The organism is Paenibacillus sp. BIHB 4019, assembly GCF_002741035.1.
Taxonomy (GTDB): Bacteria; Bacillota; Bacilli; order Paenibacillales; family Paenibacillaceae; genus Pristimantibacillus.
On record NZ_CP016808.1, the window covers coordinates 585472 to 602429 of the forward strand.

Below are 16958 nucleotides of genomic sequence, written 5' to 3' on the forward strand. Positions count from 1 at the left end.
TGTCACAAGAAGTTTTAACGTTTAGTGGAGGTGGTTTGGTTGATCTCTACAAACAAAATATTTAATTGCTATAAAGACGAACTTAAATATCAAATATACTCCAAAACATTATTACTTATTTTCATAATAACTATCGGCCTTTCAACTCTTAATCTATTTGGGCTTGTAAGTAAAGCAGAGGGTACATATGATGTTTATGTTAAAACTTACAATGAGTTTAAAGATGCTGGCATAGATGTTGAAGCCATGTTAAAAAGCCCAATTAACCGAGATATAAAACAAAACGGGTCAGATCGATTGACTAAGGTAGATAATCCTGTACGCTTTCAATTTGAAGAGGCTGGAGCAGCGAGCCAACTCTTAAAAGGTACTAATATAATTACGAATACTCTTGAATGGTTGGACTTTGTCTTTTTCCCTATCATATTCACTTTATTAGGAATACATTTTGTTTCCTATGATTACAAATATAAAACATACAAACTAAAAGTTATTAAAGCCAAATGGAATAAACTATTTGCAGGAAAGCTTTTTGCTTTATTTACTTGCACATTTTTTATATTTATCTTCACTTTAATTGCCTCATATATGATAGGACTTTATTTTCATTCACAAGTAGTTAATCGAATTCCAATCGAGCAATTTTCAAGCTTGCCTCAAATCGAAAATAACAAGTTTATTATACAATTGGTATTCAGTTTGTTTATTTGCATCTTTTTCTCACTAATCGGTTTTTTAATGGGTATCTTATTTAAAAGCTTTATATTACCGACGATCATTTTTCTAGTTTTCAATTTACTTCTCCCTGTCCTTGGAAAATATGATATTAGGAATATGATTGCCATCATCTCACATGAAATTTTTGAGTTTAAAGGCCGATTTATACTTTTCATGCCTGCTTATATTCCGCTCTATCAATCCATTATGTTATTAGTCTCAATAACTTGTTTTATGATAGCTACTTCTTTCTTTTATCTTTATAAACAAGGAATATACTATAATTAGATGCTATTCCCCTCTTAATTCCTATTTATTAATGATCAAGAACCCACCCCTTCCTTGATAGAGGGTGGGTTTTTTGATTATTTGGAGCCATATACCTGAGTGGCTCCAACCATATATTTTTCAGCTTTCTACCTGAAAATTTATTTCACAATACTCTCAAGCACATCATCAATCATCTGCGAGTTGGCAATCGTTCCTGTATACAGCCAACTGGCGTTGTTGTCATACGCGTAGACGTTGTTATTTTTAACCGCAGGAATGCCCTGCCAGATTGGATCGCTCAAAATTTCCTCTTTCGTCGCTTCCCTGCTGTTCACAATAAACAGGTAATCGGCGTCCAGCTCGGCCAGCTTCTCCTTGGAAATCGCACTCCAATTCGCCTTCGCTGTCGACGATATTTCCGCAACAACATTCGGAACGGTTAAGCCCAGATCCCGATAAAGCAAATCGCCGCTGGATAAGTTTTGGTTGACGACGTACACATTTTTAGCCGTAACCCAGAGAACCGCAGCCGACTTGTCACCAATCGCCTGTTGCAGCTTTTCCTTGGCATCCGCTGCTTTCGCTTCATAATCAGCCAGCACCTGCTTCGCTTCCTCGCTCTTATTCAGCACTTCGCCTACCGTCAGCAGCTCCTGCCGCCAATCATTGTTGACATCGCTGCCTACCGTATAGGTTGGGGCAATTTTAGCATATTGAGCATACTTATCTCCCATTACCATTTCCGCATTGTCGATAATAATAAGATCAGGCTGGTAGCTCATCACGACTTCATAGGGAAGCTCGGACGGAATAGCAGGGATATTCGCCAGCTCCTTCTGCAAATAATTTTGCACCTTCCCATCACTGACCGACCACTGAGCAACCGGAATAACGCCTAGCGCCACCAAATGATCTTCCAGATAAGAGGCTATAACCCGTTTAGGATTAGCCGGAACCTTTACTTCATTGCCCAAACCATCCTTCAGTGTCCGCTCACTCGCTGTCTGTTCCGCTGCATTGCTGCTTGCGGCTGGCGCAGTGCCATTTGTCGCTGGAGAATTTGCCGGACTTGCGCATGCACTGACCAATAAAGTCATCGCAAGCAGCATCATAATGGCAATGGATTGTTTCGAACCTCTGTTCATTTTTAATGCCCCTTCACTACTATTTTGATAATGATTATCACCAATAACAGTATGCCCGCTGCGTCTTCTCGACACAATAGGGTATCGGGACATCAATAATGGATTATAAGGGCGTTTTCGCGGAGCGCTCGCTTCCGTTTTATAATGGATCGGCGAAATGCCTGTATGCTTTTTAAAAATGCGACTGAAAAAATAGACGTCCGGATAACCGACACCGGCAGCGATTTCCTGTAAAGTTCCCTCCGTGCTCGTCAGCAGCTCCTTCGCCTTCTCGATACGAAGCTGGATGAGATAATCGATCGGACTATGCTGGATTTGATTTTTGAATAGGCGTGTTAAATGCCTTGGCGTGCACTCCAGCACCTTCGCCAGCCGCTCCAGTGTAATGGCCTCGGCATAATGCTCATGGATGAACCTGACCGCCTGGGCGACCAGATCCGCTTTTATAACGGAAACCTCCTGCTCACTGAGCTGCTGCATCCATTCGTATATAAAATCGTAAAACAATGTTTTCACATGCAGCTCGGCAAGCTTGCCGCCCTTGTGAAACTCCTCGTCCAGCTGCTTCAGCTTCTCATAAAGAGCTATTGGAAAAGCAGGCGTAACGCCGTATTGCATGCGAAAAGGATTTTTCTCCAGCAGCCGCTGTTTCTCCGGCATATTCAGAAGCGGCTGAACCGCTTTGTAGAGAATGAGATAATATTCAAAAAGCTCCTCCGTCGAGCGAATATCCAAATAGAAGCCTTTTCCGCCATGCAGCAATTGAAATTTTTTGAATGCATACTCCCGGTTGTCCAATGCGACCGCCGCACTGCCTCGCAGTGCAAACAAAAACGCATGGGCCGGAAGCCGATAGGCGCTAAGCGCTTCCCCTAGCTTCATTTTTATATGCCGAACGTCCATTACTTTAATGGCGCTATGCGTGAACCAATAAAGCTGCTCGTCGATATTTATCTTGTCATTCATGACTTCCACCCTATCTTCACTCCTTGCTCTAACGCTCCACTCGTCTATATTTGAAAAAACGGACAAAAAAGCAAAAAACAGGCCAATCATGGTAATATCTAACCATAATCGAACTGTTTCATGCAACTAACTTTGATACCTTTAAATGTTGAAGGACTGAGGTTCCGCTTTTTTGGGCTTTTGACTCGATTTCAGGCCATAAGCGGACAGGAAATCCGTTATTGCCCTCAATATCCCGTCAAAATGGCTTATGGCCGTGCATTAGCTGCCCCTGAGTCCGCAGCCTGTGCCATATCCGTGATTTTGCCGTAATAGCGGCTGTTTTGTCCGTCAAACCTCCTGAAACTTCCTGAAACCTTCTAAAATTTCCTAATCACCGAGCGGTACATGAGGAACAGGAAATACGGACTGCCAATCAGCATAATAATTAGGCCTGACGGAATTTCTTTCGGCGCCATGATCGTTCTTCCGAGCGTATCGGCAATGACGAGCAGCAAGCCGCCGAGCAGTCCTGACAAAATAATGGAGCGTCTCGTGTGATGCCCAATCATCATGCGCACGACATGCGGCGCCATAAGTCCAAGAAAACCTATCGTACCTACGCTCGCAACAGCTCCCGCTGCCAGCAAAACGCCGATAATCATCGCCCAGAGACGCGTTCCTCGAACCGGAAGGCCAAGGCCTACCGAACTTTCATCGCCAAACGCCAGCAAATCAAATTTCCGTCCTAAATAGTAGGCAACCGGTAAAAGGATAAGCAGAAACAGCATAATGCTATAAAATTGGTTCCAGCCTCGCCCATAGGTCGTGCCCGTTAACCATATTAGCGCTGTACTGTTCCACAGGCTCGCCTTGACGATCATCGCCTGTATGCCCGCAGCGCCGATTGCCGATACTGCGATGCCAAGCAAAATAAGAACAGACGGATTTAAGGATTTGCGCCATGCTAAGAAAAATACAAAGGCTGCGGCAACAATCCCGCCTGCAATTGCAGCAAACGGAAGGGCGAAGATTGTTAAATTCGGCAGTGCAACCAATACGATTAGCGCGCCAAACCCCGCCCCTGACGTTACGCCAATAATTGAGGCGTCGGCCAGCGGATTTCGGACGGCGCTTTGAATCAAGACGCCGCTAATTGCAAGCGCAATACCGCCTCCAGCCGCAACAAGCGTACGCGGGAGCCTTAAATTCAGCAGCACAGAATAGGAGGAGTCTCCTCCACCGGCAAGGCTGCCCAGCAAATCGGCAATCGGTATTCTCGTTCCCCCAAGCGACAAGCTTACAAGAATGATAACGATGAGCAGCGCTGCCATGAATATAGCAGTCGGAGCAAAGCGCATGCGCAGCGCTACCCCGCCGATGTTCATAGATGACTGCCCAGAGCCTGCTCCGGATATATTTTTCATCTTGGCGAGTACGAGCCAAATGAGCCAAGGCGCACCAATAATCGCCATGACCGCGCCAACTGGCATTTCCCCTAAATTGCTCCGTACCATACGAGCAAGCAAATCCGCCGCCGTAATGAGCAGCGCTCCCCACAATGCGCTGGCAGGAATGAGCAGGCGATGCTTGCGAATACCGCTAAGCCGGACAAGATGGGGAGCTACCAAACCAACGAAGCCAATCGGGCCAACTACACTGACTACAATGGCAGCCAGCAGTACCGAGAGGCCAAGCCCCATTGCCCGTGTTAATCCTACACGCTGCCCAAGCGAACGCGCAGTAGACTCGTCGAGCTCCAAGGCATCAAATTGCCTTCCTGCGAGCAGCGCGATCCCAAGCAGGGCAATGACGAAAGGCCATGCATATTCGACGCCGCTCCAGTTCAGCTGAATCAAGGAGCCTGAGCCCCATAAAAATAAATTTTGCGTTTCCGTTTGCTTAAAAATTTGAATGGCCGTTGTAAACGCCCCAAGCACCATAGATACGATCATGCCTGATAAGGCAAGTCTGATAGGTGTGGCCTTCCGGCCGCCGCTCAGGAAATAGGCTATTAACGCCGCCAGCAAACCTCCCGCCGCCGCCAGCAAAAATGGGAACTGCTGCTGCAGAGCAGGAAAAGCTACCACGCCAAGGACAACCATAAAATAAGCCCCGGCATTGATACCTAATGTATCGGAGGCAGCGAGCGGATTTTTCGTTATCGTTTGCAGTAAAGCACCAGCCGCAGCGAGCGCGGCACCAGCTAAAATACCTATAACCGTGCGCGGCATACGGATATCCCAGAGCAGATTATGCTCCATTATATCCTGGCGGCCGAGCAACCCCTCTAATACGGTAGCTGCCGGGATTTTGGCCTCCCCGAAGCAAAGGCTTAAAATCGATAATACGAAAAGGGCGGCAATGCCGCCCCCAAATATTCCAATTACCCGCCAGGTCATTCTGATAGCAGCTTCATTGTTAAGATTTTCGTTCATCGTGCCACTCATTTCGTTAATGTATTTACAACTTCATCAACGATCACTTTAGAGGAGATTGGACCGCCGAACACCCAGGTCGCGCTATCTAATCCGAAGAAACGTTTTTCCTTAACGAAGGCAAGACCGTTCCAAACGGAGTTATCCTTTAGTTCTTTCGAAAAAATATCATCATCCTTTTGGACGATGTAGATTAGATTGGTATCTTGAACCGCAGGCAGCGCTTCAACCGTCGAAGTGCTAAATCCAAAAACCTCAAAATTTTCCGATTTCCAATCGTTTTTCAAGCCAATCCGATTCAACGTTTGTACGGCAAGCGAATTATCAGTAAAAAGACGCAACGTTGCTGCATTTTGGTAGCTGTACGCTTGTGTCAGTACATAATTCAAGCCGCCCTTGCCTGCCGCATCAAGCTTCGCCTTTGCATCTGCATAATGCGCATCCAGATCAGCTAGAACCTTCTTACCTTCTTCTGTTTTGCCAACGGCAGCTGCAATCGTTTTGAACACTTCTTCCATTTGGTCATATTGATTGGTTTCCCCTTCAAGCGGGTACAGGCTAAAAATCAACGTTGGCGCAATGCTTTTCAATTGATCATAGATTGCTTCGTGGCTATCCGTATTCGCAATAATCAAATCTGGCTTCAAAGCGGCAATCGTCTCCAGGTTCGGCTCTTCACGCAAACCAACATCCGTCACGTTTGCATCCAGTGATGCCTCTGATGTCACATACTGCTTATATTGTGCGTTATCGGTATTCCCCACTGGCTGCATGCCAAGCGCAATCACGTCTTCCGTAAACGTCCACTCTAGTACGACAACCTTTTGCGCGGGCTTATCCAGCTTAACCTCGCCTTTAGCATCCTTAAGTACAATAGGACCAGCCGCCGCCGCAGACTCCCCATTTGTATTTGCAGCAGCTGCATTATCAGTTGCCGTTCCTTCTGCTGCTGATTGATTCGTTGTGTTAGATCCACAGCCTGCCGCGACCAGCATAACCAGGATGGCCATAATTAAACCCATTAGCCTTTTGTTCATTTTATAGATCCCCCTATTTTTTCAAAAATCAAAGCTGCTCCAATGTGATAATGCTTATCATTATATTGATAATGATTATCATAATTAGACACAATAGCTATATTAGCTACCATTTCACCGAAAGTCAATGTTTAAATTTCCAATTCCCACTTTATCCGACCCGAATACAAAAAAAAGGACAGGATACGTTCTCCTGTCCCTTGCTACCTTATCTTGTCTTTCTGCCGCAAGCTGTATCTATGCCCCCGTTGCCGTTGCATCAATCCCGCAGCTAAACGCTCAAATCTTTCAGCTTCGCAGCCAGACGCTCATTTCGCCAGGCTGGCGATTGCCCCATAAATAATATGGGATGGACTTGAACCGCACAGCTGTTCTCTGCTTCGTAAATGGACGATATGGCTTGCCATCTGACCACGAAGCAGAGTCTGTCATTACGCCGTCTCCTTCTACAATAACGCAGCTGCCAAGAAGATTTTGTGCGGTATACTCCGTTAAATTTGGTTCCTCCGCCAATGAGAGCGAGGCAATCGGAGCTCCATTGTCCGCTTCCTCCAAGCAATAAACGAGCGGCCCGCGCTGAATAGCCACTTTGCCAGCATCAGCGCGAATGGACGGGTGGGCAGCAATAAACTTCGCCTCCATCGGAAGCAGCCACTCCAATGTATCGCCCTCTGACCAATTTCGCTCTACTTTCGCATAGCCATTTTCAACTCGATAAGGCTGCGCTGCGCCATTTACTTTTAACGTTGGCTGCTCGCTTTGGAACCAATCAGGTATGCGTAAGGCCATTTCAAATGCAGCACTTGCTGTGCCCTCCGGAAGGGAAACCGACCATTCAACATGCCCGCTCCAAGGCAGCTCGGAGCGTTGATGCAGCGTTACGTTGACGCCGCCCAGTTCAAAGGAAGCTTTGCTTCCGATAAACAAATGGGTGTACACCGTTCTGCCATCAGCAGACACGTCGTAAATATAATCGTTTAGCGAAGATAGCAGCCGTGCGACGTTGGGCGGACAGCAGGAGCAGCCGAACCATTTTTGCCGAACTGGCTTTACGTGATGCCGGTCTGGACTTTTGCAGCTTGCTTCTGGCCATACCTCTAGCGGGTTGACATAGAAAAAATGTTTGCCGTCGTTGGACATGCTGCCCAGCACATTGTTGTACAGCGCTCTCTCCATCACATCCGCATATTCGCTCCTTGCTTCAAGCTGCAGCATGCGGCGTGCCCAGAAAATCAAGCCGATAGAGGCACAGGTTTCTGCATAAACCGTATCGTTAGGAAGATCGTAGTCAAACGTGAAGGCTTCTCCGTGATGCGTTGAACCAATGCCCCCCGTAATGTACATTTGTTTGCCTGTCGTATTGGACCAAAGGCGCTCGCAAGCTTCGCGCAGCCCCGCGTCTTCCGTCAAACGGGCGAGGTCAGCCATCGCCGTGTACATGTAGACAGCTCTAACGGAGTGGCCGACAGCGACCGTTTGCTCACGTACGGGAAGATGGCATTGGTATACTTCCAAATTAGGCATGCCTTGTGACCAAATGTTCGTCCTGCCGCCGCGTTTCCATTCCTCTACAAAATAGTTTGGCTCGTTTCCACGCTCATCAATGAAGTAGCGGCTAAGGTTCAAATAACGCTCCTCCCCGGTAACTCCATACAGCTTGACCAAGGCCAATTCAATTTCCTGATGCCCGCAGTAAGCCCGGATCTGGCCCGGTTCGGTTCCAAACAAGCTTGCAATCAGGTCAGCGAAACGGCAAGAGAGGTCGAGCAATTTGCGCTTGCCTGTCGCTTCGTAATAAGCAACTGCTGCTTCAATCAAATGGCCTGCACAATAAAGCTCATGGGCCTCGTAAAGATTCGTCCACTGTTTTCCAGGCTCTTTAATCGTAAAATAGGTATTCAAATAGCCGTTGTTTTGCTGGGCTTGGCCGATCAGATCAATAGCTTCATCAGCCGTTTGCTCCAGCTCAGGATCGGGGTGGCGATGCAGCGAATAGGCAACAGCCTCCAGCCATTTGTACAGATCGCTATCTTGAAAAACCCAGCCGCCAAATTCCCCTTTCGCAAGTCCCGCAGCTATTTTAAAATTTCGAATGGCGTAGCTTGGCTCAGCACCTTCTATCCTATCGTTCAGTGCTTCCCACTGATAAGGGATAACGGTTTGGCGAACAAGCTCGGAATATTGGTTCCAAAAATCGTCTTGGATAAAAATCTGATTTTTTCGCATACATATCCACCTCGAAGCTATAAAATTTGACTCTCTATAGCATCGAGTATATGCTTTTTATAGCTGTCATCATAGAAACGGTTTGACCTTTTTTCTATAAAATATAACACAGAAAAATGAGGGTAATCATTTGAAGAACGAGTTAATGGTTTCGCTTCAGACCCCGACCCTTCCTTATTTTTGGGAAGCTGGCCGCGCAGACTTTCGCGCAGGAGATCGCCATCCGAATCGAAAGCATTTCGGCCTGTTCGATTTGCTGCTTGTAGTTAATGGAACCCTGCACATTGGTGAAGACGGGACAGAATGGCCGCTTGGCGCAGGGGATACGTTATTGCTGCTGCCGGAAGGGGAGCATTATTCGGTCAGGCCATGCGAGGAGGAAACGGTTTTTTACTGGGTTCATTTCGAGCACGAGGTATGGCGTCAAACTGCTGCGATTGCTGAAGCAGAAGCAGCGGCCCCATCATCTCCCTTCGATAATCCAAAATTAATCCATATCCCTAAGCACGCCTCGCTGCCTAACCCCCAGATCGCGTTTGATCTGATGAGGCAGCTTCTGGAGCTGCCGATCGGCGAAGCCTTCTGGGAGAAGCAGCACTTGCTGTTCCAACTGCTCGCTTTGCTGGAAAATGGAAGATCGGGGATGACTAGTACGCCCGCAACGCGTCTGGCTGAGAAAACTGCAGCTTACTTGCAGCGCAACTACCAAGAGGAAATTACCAATGAAACGCTGGCATTAGCGCTGCACTTCCACCCTAACTACATTGTGCGTTGCATGAAAATGAAATATGGGGTCACGCCCATTCATTATTTGCTGCAATTCCGGATGGAGCGGGCCAAGCAGCTTCTCGTCTCGACGGAATGGTCCATCGATCGCATAGCTGAGGAGGTCGGCTTCCGATATTCCCCTTACTTCTCGACCTGTTTCAAGCGCAGCGTTGGAATGACTCCACTCCACTTTCGCAAGAAATATTTGAATTAAAGGATTGCGATTACTATTTATCTGAGGTTTGAAATTTAGAAAAGGCACCGTATATTTATAGCCAACAAAAAAACAACGACCGATCATCATCGATGACCGGTCGTTGTTTTTAAAAGTTAGAGTGTTTGCTGCCTGCTCCATTATTTTTCAGCTTATACCCAAATAAGCGCTCAAACAACTTGTGATACGCTCATGTTCATCAACGTCCGAGGTGCCCGTAACCGCAATGGCCCCAATAAAGCCAACTCCCCTTACTACGATTGGGAATCCGCCTCCTGCTGCTACATAATCAACAGGGCTTAAATGGAGAGCCTCCTCCAGTGTCACACCTTGCTCCTTCAGCTTCAATTGAATGCCCAATGTGCTTTGATTGAGCCTATAAACCGTATTTTTCTTCTTCCGAAGCCATTCATCGTTGTCTACGGTCGTCCCTTCCAATGCAGCGTGGAAGATTTGTTGTCCGCATTTAGAAATATCTACTGCAATAGACTTTCCTTCACTTCTGGCTTTGTTTAGCAGCAATAAACCAATTTCTATTCCCATGTCATGACTAAACGTATCAAATTGCAATAACCTTTCTTGTTTGGCAATCATCTCAATATTCATCGTCTATTCCTCCATCCTTTTGCGATATATTAGCCTCTTCCCTTAATCCTCAAAAGGATATTTAAGCCCCCATTGACGCCGCAATTCATCGCACTGCTTCATAATGGACAGGCTTTGTTCCCAGGTCATAATGGGCGACTGCTTCAGATTTCCCCTTATGCATTCATTCACATGCGCAATTTCATATTGAAAGCCATCATCTTGAATGCCTTCGACACTTTGAGGCGCTTTTTCTTCATAGGTCGTAATATTGCCATTCTTCATCACATGGATTAAAGTAGGCTTCCAAAAGGACGGCACTTCAATATAGCCCCCAGTACCATAGATCATGGCAGTATCGACCATATCCGTTCTCACGCCACTGCTCATGACGACAAGCTCGCCTTTATCATACTTGGCAATATAGCTTGCTTGCTCGTCAACCTGTATATGGTATTCATCCGAATCAATAGTAGCGAATCCTGTAAGGGCAACGGGATTTTTCCCTAATACGGCTTCGGCAAAATGAAGATTATAAATGCCTGTATCCAGCAAGCCGCCACCAGCAAGCTCCGGATTCATCCATCGTTGATCACGGAATTCGCCCGGCATTCTAAAAGAAAACGCAATATTCATCGCTCTAACTTCACCGATGCCCTCATCATTTAAAAATGACCTTATCTTGTTCATCATCGGAAAAAATCTTGTCCACATGCCCTCCATGAAAAATACATTATTTTTCTTGGCACATTCTAAAACTTCAGTTAATTCGCCTGCATTGACACATGCCGGCTTTTCTACCAATACTGATTTTCCGTGCTCCATCGCCATGATTGCCATTTTTTTATGTGCGGGATGCGGGACGGGAATATAGACAACATCAATATCCGGCCTTTTTAGCAAAGCATCATACTCTAGCGCCAAGGGAATATCGTGCTTTTGAGCCATCTTCTGCGCACTTTCTATTGTTCGCGACGATACAGCCACAATTTCCACATCCTTGAGCTGTTTGGCGCCACAAATCCATCTGTCTACAATACCTCCTGACCCTAATAAACCCCATCTTATTTTTCTATCCATTGTTATACTCCTCCTTTTCGCTTCGCCTGACCTGATGCCTCAAACCTTGTATTCGCTTTCATTCTAGCTTCTAGTTTACATGGTGGAACGACGAATTCCGATTGTCCAAACCAAGGCGTTTTTACCCAAAACCGGGCTACACCCCCGTTCGATCGCGATATTCCTGGGGAGTCATGTTCGAAAATGTCCTAAACAGCTTAATGAAATGCGGTACGGCCTGATACCCTATGATTCGGGCGATTTCATAAATTTTCTTGTCGCTGCTGCGCAGCAAATACGCGGCCAATTCCATCCGGTATCGCAAAATATATTCGCTCAAATTGTTTCCTGTTTCTGCCCGGTACGCTCTCGACAAATAAGCGGGATGAAGACCGATTTGCGCCGCAAGCGTCTGCAGCGATAAATTGTCGTTCATGTTTTGCTCGATGAATTTATGGACTTTGTCCACCAATCCTGTCTGCTTGACGCATGAATCTTCCAATTGTTCTTTAAGGCAGCGGAATATGAAAAATGCCCACTTCTCCAACTGCTTAAGAGAAGGAGCAGTTGGCATGAGACCGAAGGAGGATGCCCCGAACTCGCTTAGCAGCTTTCCTTTCTTGTGCGCCATATACTGATAGGCGTTAGCAATGGCGAAATACGCTTCATTGGCATACTCGGGGGGATAATCTACGCTTTTCAGTTCCTTGAATATTTCGATTAGCTTTTCCTCCGCATGCAGCCAGTTTCCCGTATCGAGCAAATGAATGAGGAGAGGAGGGCGATATAGCGATGTCAGCGTTCCAATTCGAACCTGATCAAGTAGGCCCGTGATCCGCAAAAATAAGCTTTGCCGCCCTTCTTCTATCCGCCTCATGCCATCGATTACTGAGCGGTACAGCCCGGGAAGGCCTTCGGGAAAAGACACCCCGTTCACGGCTAGCGCGATGGACACACTGCCATTCAAGAGGGACTCCGCCTTTTTCTTCAGTGCAGCCACCCGGACGTCCATCGTAATCCGATCGATTGTCGTGGCTTGTTGAGCCTGCCCGTTCGTACTGGCTTCCCCTTTGGCCGAAACGACAAAGACGAGATATTCATTATGATCACGGCAGAACCACAAGTGAAAGACGTCCCTAAACAATTCTTCCGCCATATTCGTGACCGCATATTCAATAAGCCCTCTATCCATGCTTTCATATTCTTGCAGCCTGCCCTCCAGCCTTACGATGAACAAGCCTACCTCCTGTCCCAAGGTGAAAGGCAAGTCCAATAGGAAAAGCTTTCGTTCCAGCTCCGCGAACGGGATGCCGTTATCGTGCAGCAAACGATTCAACAGCTCGTTGCGCAGCGTAGGCAAATTTTCTCTGAAGGCGTATACGTCACGTTGCTGCTGCTGCTGTTGCCTCATCTCGCAGGTAATTTCTTCGGATAATTTGCCCAGCATCTCCCGAAGCTGTTCGGGATTTACCGGCTTCATTAAGTAGCCAGACGTATTATACGGTACAACACCTTGTGCATATTCGAAATCGGCATACCCCGAAATAACGATAATTTTGACTTTGCGTCCCATTTCACGTATTTCTCGAATGAGTTCAATTCCGTTCATCTCCGGCATTCGAATATCCGTAATGATGATATGAATGTTTTGTTCCCGATAAAGCTTTAAAGCCTCCTCACCCGTATGGGCTTTATGAATATGCCTGATTTTAAGTTCATCCTTTGGAATGGTAGCGGCTATGCTGTCAACCTGGGAGGGAATATCGTCTACGATCAGCACTTCAAATATCGGAATCACCTCCGTTCTTAATCATCAATCCCACGCGAAGCCCACCTAAAGAGGAATGGTCGATCAAAAGCCCTGAGGATTGTCCGAAGTAATGCCTTAGACGTTGATGAACGTTCCTTAGCCCAAGGCTGTGATCCGCGCTTGATTTCAACTGCAAGGAATGCCTTAAAGCATTCAATTCCGCTTGCTGCATTCCGACGCCGTTATCTTCTACGATGAGTTCCCAGCCTTCCTCGGTCTGTTTGCCGGTTATGACGATTTCAAATTTCCCCATCTTGCCTTCCATTCCATGCACAATCGCATTTTCGACAAGCGGCTGAAACAGCAAGCGGGGCATAAGCAAAGAAAACATGCCTAATTCGATCTGTTCATGAAATTGCAGGCGCTCGGACTGCATCCGGTGGATTTCCAAATAATTGCGAATCAATTCCATCTCTTCGGCCAATGAAGTCAATTGCTGCTCCGTTCTGGTCGTATAACGATAATACTGGCTCAAGTGCTGGGTGAAGGCGACAATCGCTTTCGTCCGTTCAAGCTGAGCCATGCTTTGGATATATGCGAAGTTGTTATACAGAAAATGCGGATTGATTTGCGCCTGCAAATGCTTGAGGGACGACTCTTTGGCCTGAAGCTGTTCCGTGTACACTTTATCGATTAGCGTCTGAATATCGTGGGACATCAGGTTAAACTGCTCGATCAAATAATAAAACTCATTATTCGATATATGCTTGACCCGATGACCGTATTCGCCCCGCCGAAGCGACTTCACCGCCCGAATTAAATCGTAGATCGGCTTCTGCACGTTGCGGTACAAAAGCGCTGCGGCGGCAACCCCGAGAACCAGCAAAAGCAAGCCTGCGGCATAAAACATTTTCTTGCTATGATCAATGGGCTCCAGCACTTTTTGCATCGGTTGGAAATCGATTAAATACCATCCCAACGAGGCGGATGCCACATAATTGACAAGATACGGTTCATTGCGAAACGTCAATTTGACCGACCCTTCGGTCGGGTTCTGCGCTTTGATTTTATCGAATTGCTTAGCCATGGCATTGATTAAATCGGGCTCCGACTCCCGCGGCATAATCGGCTCGAAGCCCGGACAATAGAGAAACGGCTCTCCGACGCTGCCTTGCTTAAAACGATCCAGCATTTTGACTAGATTTTCCGACGAGAACGAGACTTCGACATACAAATTCGGATTTTCCGGCTTGGCGTTTGATTCGAAAGGCGTTATTAAATCCCGCACAAATGCGTTTTCCGGTCCCCGCTCCGTAACAATCATGCGATAATCCCAGCGCTGCTGGCTCGAATTTCTGAAGTAATCCGCATCGTGCTGCTGCAAATAATTCGTAGAAACCATTACGTCCGAAACCGGGGAATACACGGTGAAATCATTTACCCATTGGAAGGTGGTAGACTGCATATCCAGCTTCTGCAGCAGAAGCGTCTTCGATTGCAGCATGGAATAGGAAGGTTCGGAAGAAGAGCGGAGCTGCAGCTGCAGCGCATCCGGGTCGGACGCAACGACGAAGGCGGCTCTCCATAAACGGTCTGCTTCAACGTCCATCTGCTCCACAAAAAAACGGATGCGATTCATATTGACTTGAAGCAGCTCCTGCTCAACAACGCCGGTACTGATCTTATTCGACGAATTATACATCATAACGACAGGGATGAGCATGAGAACGATCACGATCATGACTTTCGTGAATATATTCATTCTGCCTCCCATAACGCTTCTGCTGTATAACATAGGTCTCCTCCAATTCAATTCTATCTTATCGGCCGGGAAGAATTACCCTAGGACTTCACCGAGCCAAGCACAATTCCTTTAACAAAATACTTTTGCAAAAATGGATACACGAGTAAAATCGGCAACGCGCCGATAAAAATTTGCGCTGTTTTAACCGTACGGTTGGAGAAATTGGCTATACTTTCCGATGTTACACCAATCCGCGACATATTGTCACTAACAATCATGGAATGCAAATAAGTGGCGAGCGGATAGCCATCCGGATTGGTCATATAGATTACGCCGTCAAACCATGAATTCCAATGAGATACCATCGAAAATAAAGATAATGTCGCAATGGACGGCATCGATACGGGCAAATAAACGCTCCAAAGCACTCTCAAATGACCAGCTCCATCGATATGGGCAGCCTCTTCCAGCTCCTGTGGAATCGTCCGGAAGAAATTGAGCATCAAAATCATATTCCACACGCTGACGGCTGAAGGCAAGATCAACGCCCAAATAGTATCGATTAGATGCAGCTTGCTGACCAATATATACGAGGGAATCAGACCGCCCGAGAACAGCATCGTGAATACAAAAATCCAGATGTAAATTTGACGCCCCGGGAATTTGTAGCTGGACTTCGATAAGCTGTAGGAAGCCATCGTGACCACTACCATGGAAAGGATCGTGCCTAACACGGTCCTCTCTACGCCAATCCACATGGCTTTAAGAAATTTCCCGTTGGCTAGCGTCTGGACATAGGCGTCAGTCGTAAAGCCGACCGGCCAAAAATTGACGATATTCGCTGTTGCCGCAGCCCGTGAGCTGAAGGATACCGCTAGCACATGGACAAGAGGAAGAATGCAAATGAGCGCCAGCAGGCAGAGAAAGACGGTGTTCAGTATCGTAAATACGGTGTAGCCTCTAGAGCGGTAGTGCATGGTCGACCTCCTCAAGCTTAAACGGATGAAGCCGTCCTTTGGCGGCAAAGCAACCGTTTCGCGATGAAATATAAGTCTATTTATAAGAGTGAGGCTTATAAATTCTTATATTTTAAAAAATCCGGTAGTTAGCTAGTTTATATGCCAATCTGTAGCTGATGACGATTAGAATGAAGCCGATTAATGACTTGAATAGTCCAACCGCCGTTCCGAAGCTGAATTGTCCGTTGTTCAGACCTTCCCGGTAAACGAATGTATCAATGATATCTCCGTGCGAATACACGAGCGGATTGTACAAGTTCAAAATTTGATCGAAGCCGGCATCCAAAATCCGGCCAAGCGATAGCGTCGCTACCACGATTACGATTGGCAAAATGAGCGGAATGGATATGGATTTGACTTGCTGCCAACGGGTAGCCCCGTCGATTTCGGCCGCTTCATATAAAGCCGGATTAATGCCTATTAGGGTAGCTAAGAAAATAATGGCAGAGAAACCAAATTCCTTCCACACGTCGCTTAGAATGACCGTAAACCGGAACCATGGACCGTTTCCTAAGAAAAAGATGCTGTCTATGCCGAATGAATTAAGGACGCGATTGACAATTCCGCCCTCCGTCGATAAAATATCGAGCATAATGCCACCTAAGATGACCCATGACAAAAAGTGCGGCAAATACACAAGCGTCTGCACGACTCTCTTGAAAAAAATCTTCCTGACTTCATTGAGCAGCAGAGCGAATACAATGGGGATGAATAAATTCATAATTACTTTAAATGCGGCGATAATTAACGTATTCCATATGACCTGCTTGCCGTCCGGATACGTGAACAGATACCGGAAATGATCCAAGCCCACCCAAGTCGACCCCTTGATGCCAAGCCAAGGCTGATAATCTTGGAAAGCAATGACAACTCCAAACAACGGGATATATTGAAACACGATGCATAATAGTAAGGCCGGCAACAATAGCATGTGGAACGGCCATGTTTTTCTCCAGTACATTGCCACTTCATACCCATCCTTTCATCGGAAAAACGGAAAGGAGACCGGCAGCAAATGCTGCCCTCTCCTCCGTCCTCCAT

The 16958-nt window shown here is 46.7% G+C and carries 12 protein-coding genes; 2 read left to right on the forward strand and 10 right to left on the reverse strand.

What is annotated here, in order from left to right:
• The first annotated feature begins 39 nt into the window (after positions 1–39).
• A complete protein-coding gene (locus BBD42_RS02660; RefSeq protein WP_099516877.1) occupies positions 40–1005 on the forward strand; it encodes a hypothetical protein in 966 nt (321 codons plus the stop codon).
• Positions 1006–1145: 140 nt separating this feature from the next.
• Here the strand turns inward: BBD42_RS02660 and BBD42_RS02665 are convergent, their stop codons facing one another.
• The 4 genes from BBD42_RS02665 to BBD42_RS02680 all read right to left on the reverse strand — a co-directional run bounded on the left by BBD42_RS02665 (position 1146) and on the right by BBD42_RS02680 (position 8778).
• Positions 1146–3098, reverse strand: coding sequence for an AraC family transcriptional regulator (locus BBD42_RS02665; RefSeq protein WP_237163343.1), 1953 nt, complete (start codon positions 3096–3098; stop codon positions 1146–1148).
• 359 nt (positions 3099–3457) lie between these two features.
• Positions 3458–5515, reverse strand: a complete 2058-nt coding sequence (locus BBD42_RS02670; protein ID WP_099516878.1) for an iron ABC transporter permease — start codon at positions 5513–5515, stop codon at positions 3458–3460.
• 8 nt (positions 5516–5523) lie between these two features.
• A complete protein-coding gene (locus BBD42_RS02675; protein ID WP_099516879.1) occupies positions 5524–6552 on the reverse strand; it encodes an ABC transporter substrate-binding protein in 1029 nt (342 codons plus the stop codon).
• Between the two features lie 288 nt (positions 6553–6840).
• A complete protein-coding gene (locus tag BBD42_RS02680) occupies positions 6841–8778 on the reverse strand; it encodes a glycoside hydrolase family 127 protein (protein ID WP_099516880.1) in 1938 nt (645 codons plus the stop codon).
• A gap of 130 nt (positions 8779–8908) precedes the next feature.
• Between BBD42_RS02680 and BBD42_RS02685 the strand changes: the two genes are divergently transcribed.
• Positions 8909–9760 carry a helix-turn-helix transcriptional regulator gene (locus BBD42_RS02685; RefSeq protein ID WP_237163344.1) on the forward strand — a complete coding sequence of 284 codons (852 nt, stop codon included), beginning with the start codon at positions 8909–8911 and terminating at the stop codon, positions 9758–9760.
• A 147-nt stretch (positions 9761–9907) separates the two neighbouring features.
• Here BBD42_RS02685 and BBD42_RS02690 read toward each other — a convergent pair whose 3' ends face one another.
• From BBD42_RS02690 to BBD42_RS02715, 6 genes are all read right to left on the reverse strand, one after another.
• Positions 9908–10366, reverse strand: coding sequence for a heme-degrading domain-containing protein (locus BBD42_RS02690; protein WP_099516882.1), 459 nt, complete (start codon positions 10364–10366; stop codon positions 9908–9910).
• 42 nt (positions 10367–10408) lie between these two features.
• Positions 10409–11425 carry a Gfo/Idh/MocA family protein gene (locus tag BBD42_RS02695; RefSeq protein ID WP_099516883.1) on the reverse strand — a complete coding sequence of 339 codons (1017 nt, stop codon included), beginning with the start codon at positions 11423–11425 and terminating at the stop codon, positions 10409–10411.
• Positions 11426–11561: 136 nt separating this feature from the next.
• Positions 11562–13202, reverse strand: coding sequence for a response regulator transcription factor (locus BBD42_RS02700; RefSeq protein WP_099516884.1), 1641 nt, complete (start codon positions 13200–13202; stop codon positions 11562–11564).
• Positions 13186–14916, reverse strand: coding sequence for a sensor histidine kinase (locus tag BBD42_RS02705; protein WP_172455370.1), 1731 nt, complete (start codon positions 14914–14916; stop codon positions 13186–13188). The genes BBD42_RS02700 and BBD42_RS02705 overlap by 17 nt, the downstream gene beginning before the upstream one ends.
• Positions 14917–14996: 80 nt before the next feature.
• Positions 14997–15875: a carbohydrate ABC transporter permease gene (locus BBD42_RS02710; RefSeq protein ID WP_099516886.1), complete on the reverse strand. Its 879-nt coding sequence runs from the start codon at positions 15873–15875 to the stop codon at positions 14997–14999.
• 112 nt (positions 15876–15987) lie between these two features.
• Positions 15988–16878 carry an ABC transporter permease gene (locus tag BBD42_RS02715; RefSeq protein WP_099521414.1) on the reverse strand — a complete coding sequence of 297 codons (891 nt, stop codon included), beginning with the start codon at positions 16876–16878 and terminating at the stop codon, positions 15988–15990.
• Positions 16879–16958 lie beyond the last annotated feature (80 nt).

Excerpts from the sequence above, each read along its gene's own strand:
- BBD42_RS02665 (WP_237163343.1), bottom strand. The coding sequence starts at position 3,098 with ATGAATGACAAGATAAATATCGACGAGCAGCTTTATTGGTTCACGCAT.
- BBD42_RS02670 (WP_099516878.1), bottom strand. The coding sequence starts at position 5,515 with ATGAACGAAAATCTTAACAATGAAGCTGCTATCAGAATGACCTGGCGG.
- BBD42_RS02675 (WP_099516879.1), bottom strand. The coding sequence starts at position 6,552 with ATGAACAAAAGGCTAATGGGTTTAATTATGGCCATCCTGGTTATGCTG.
- BBD42_RS02680 (WP_099516880.1), bottom strand. The coding sequence starts at position 8,778 with ATGCGAAAAAATCAGATTTTTATCCAAGACGATTTTTGGAACCAATAT.
- BBD42_RS02690 (WP_099516882.1), bottom strand. The coding sequence starts at position 10,366 with ATGAATATTGAGATGATTGCCAAACAAGAAAGGTTATTGCAATTTGAT.
- BBD42_RS02695 (WP_099516883.1), bottom strand. The coding sequence starts at position 11,425 with ATGGATAGAAAAATAAGATGGGGTTTATTAGGGTCAGGAGGTATTGTA.
- BBD42_RS02705 (WP_172455370.1), bottom strand. The coding sequence starts at position 14,916 with ATGAATATATTCACGAAAGTCATGATCGTGATCGTTCTCATGCTCATC.
- BBD42_RS02710 (WP_099516886.1), bottom strand. The coding sequence starts at position 15,875 with ATGCACTACCGCTCTAGAGGCTACACCGTATTTACGATACTGAACACC.
- BBD42_RS02715 (WP_099521414.1), bottom strand. The coding sequence starts at position 16,878 with ATGTACTGGAGAAAAACATGGCCGTTCCACATGCTATTGTTGCCGGCC.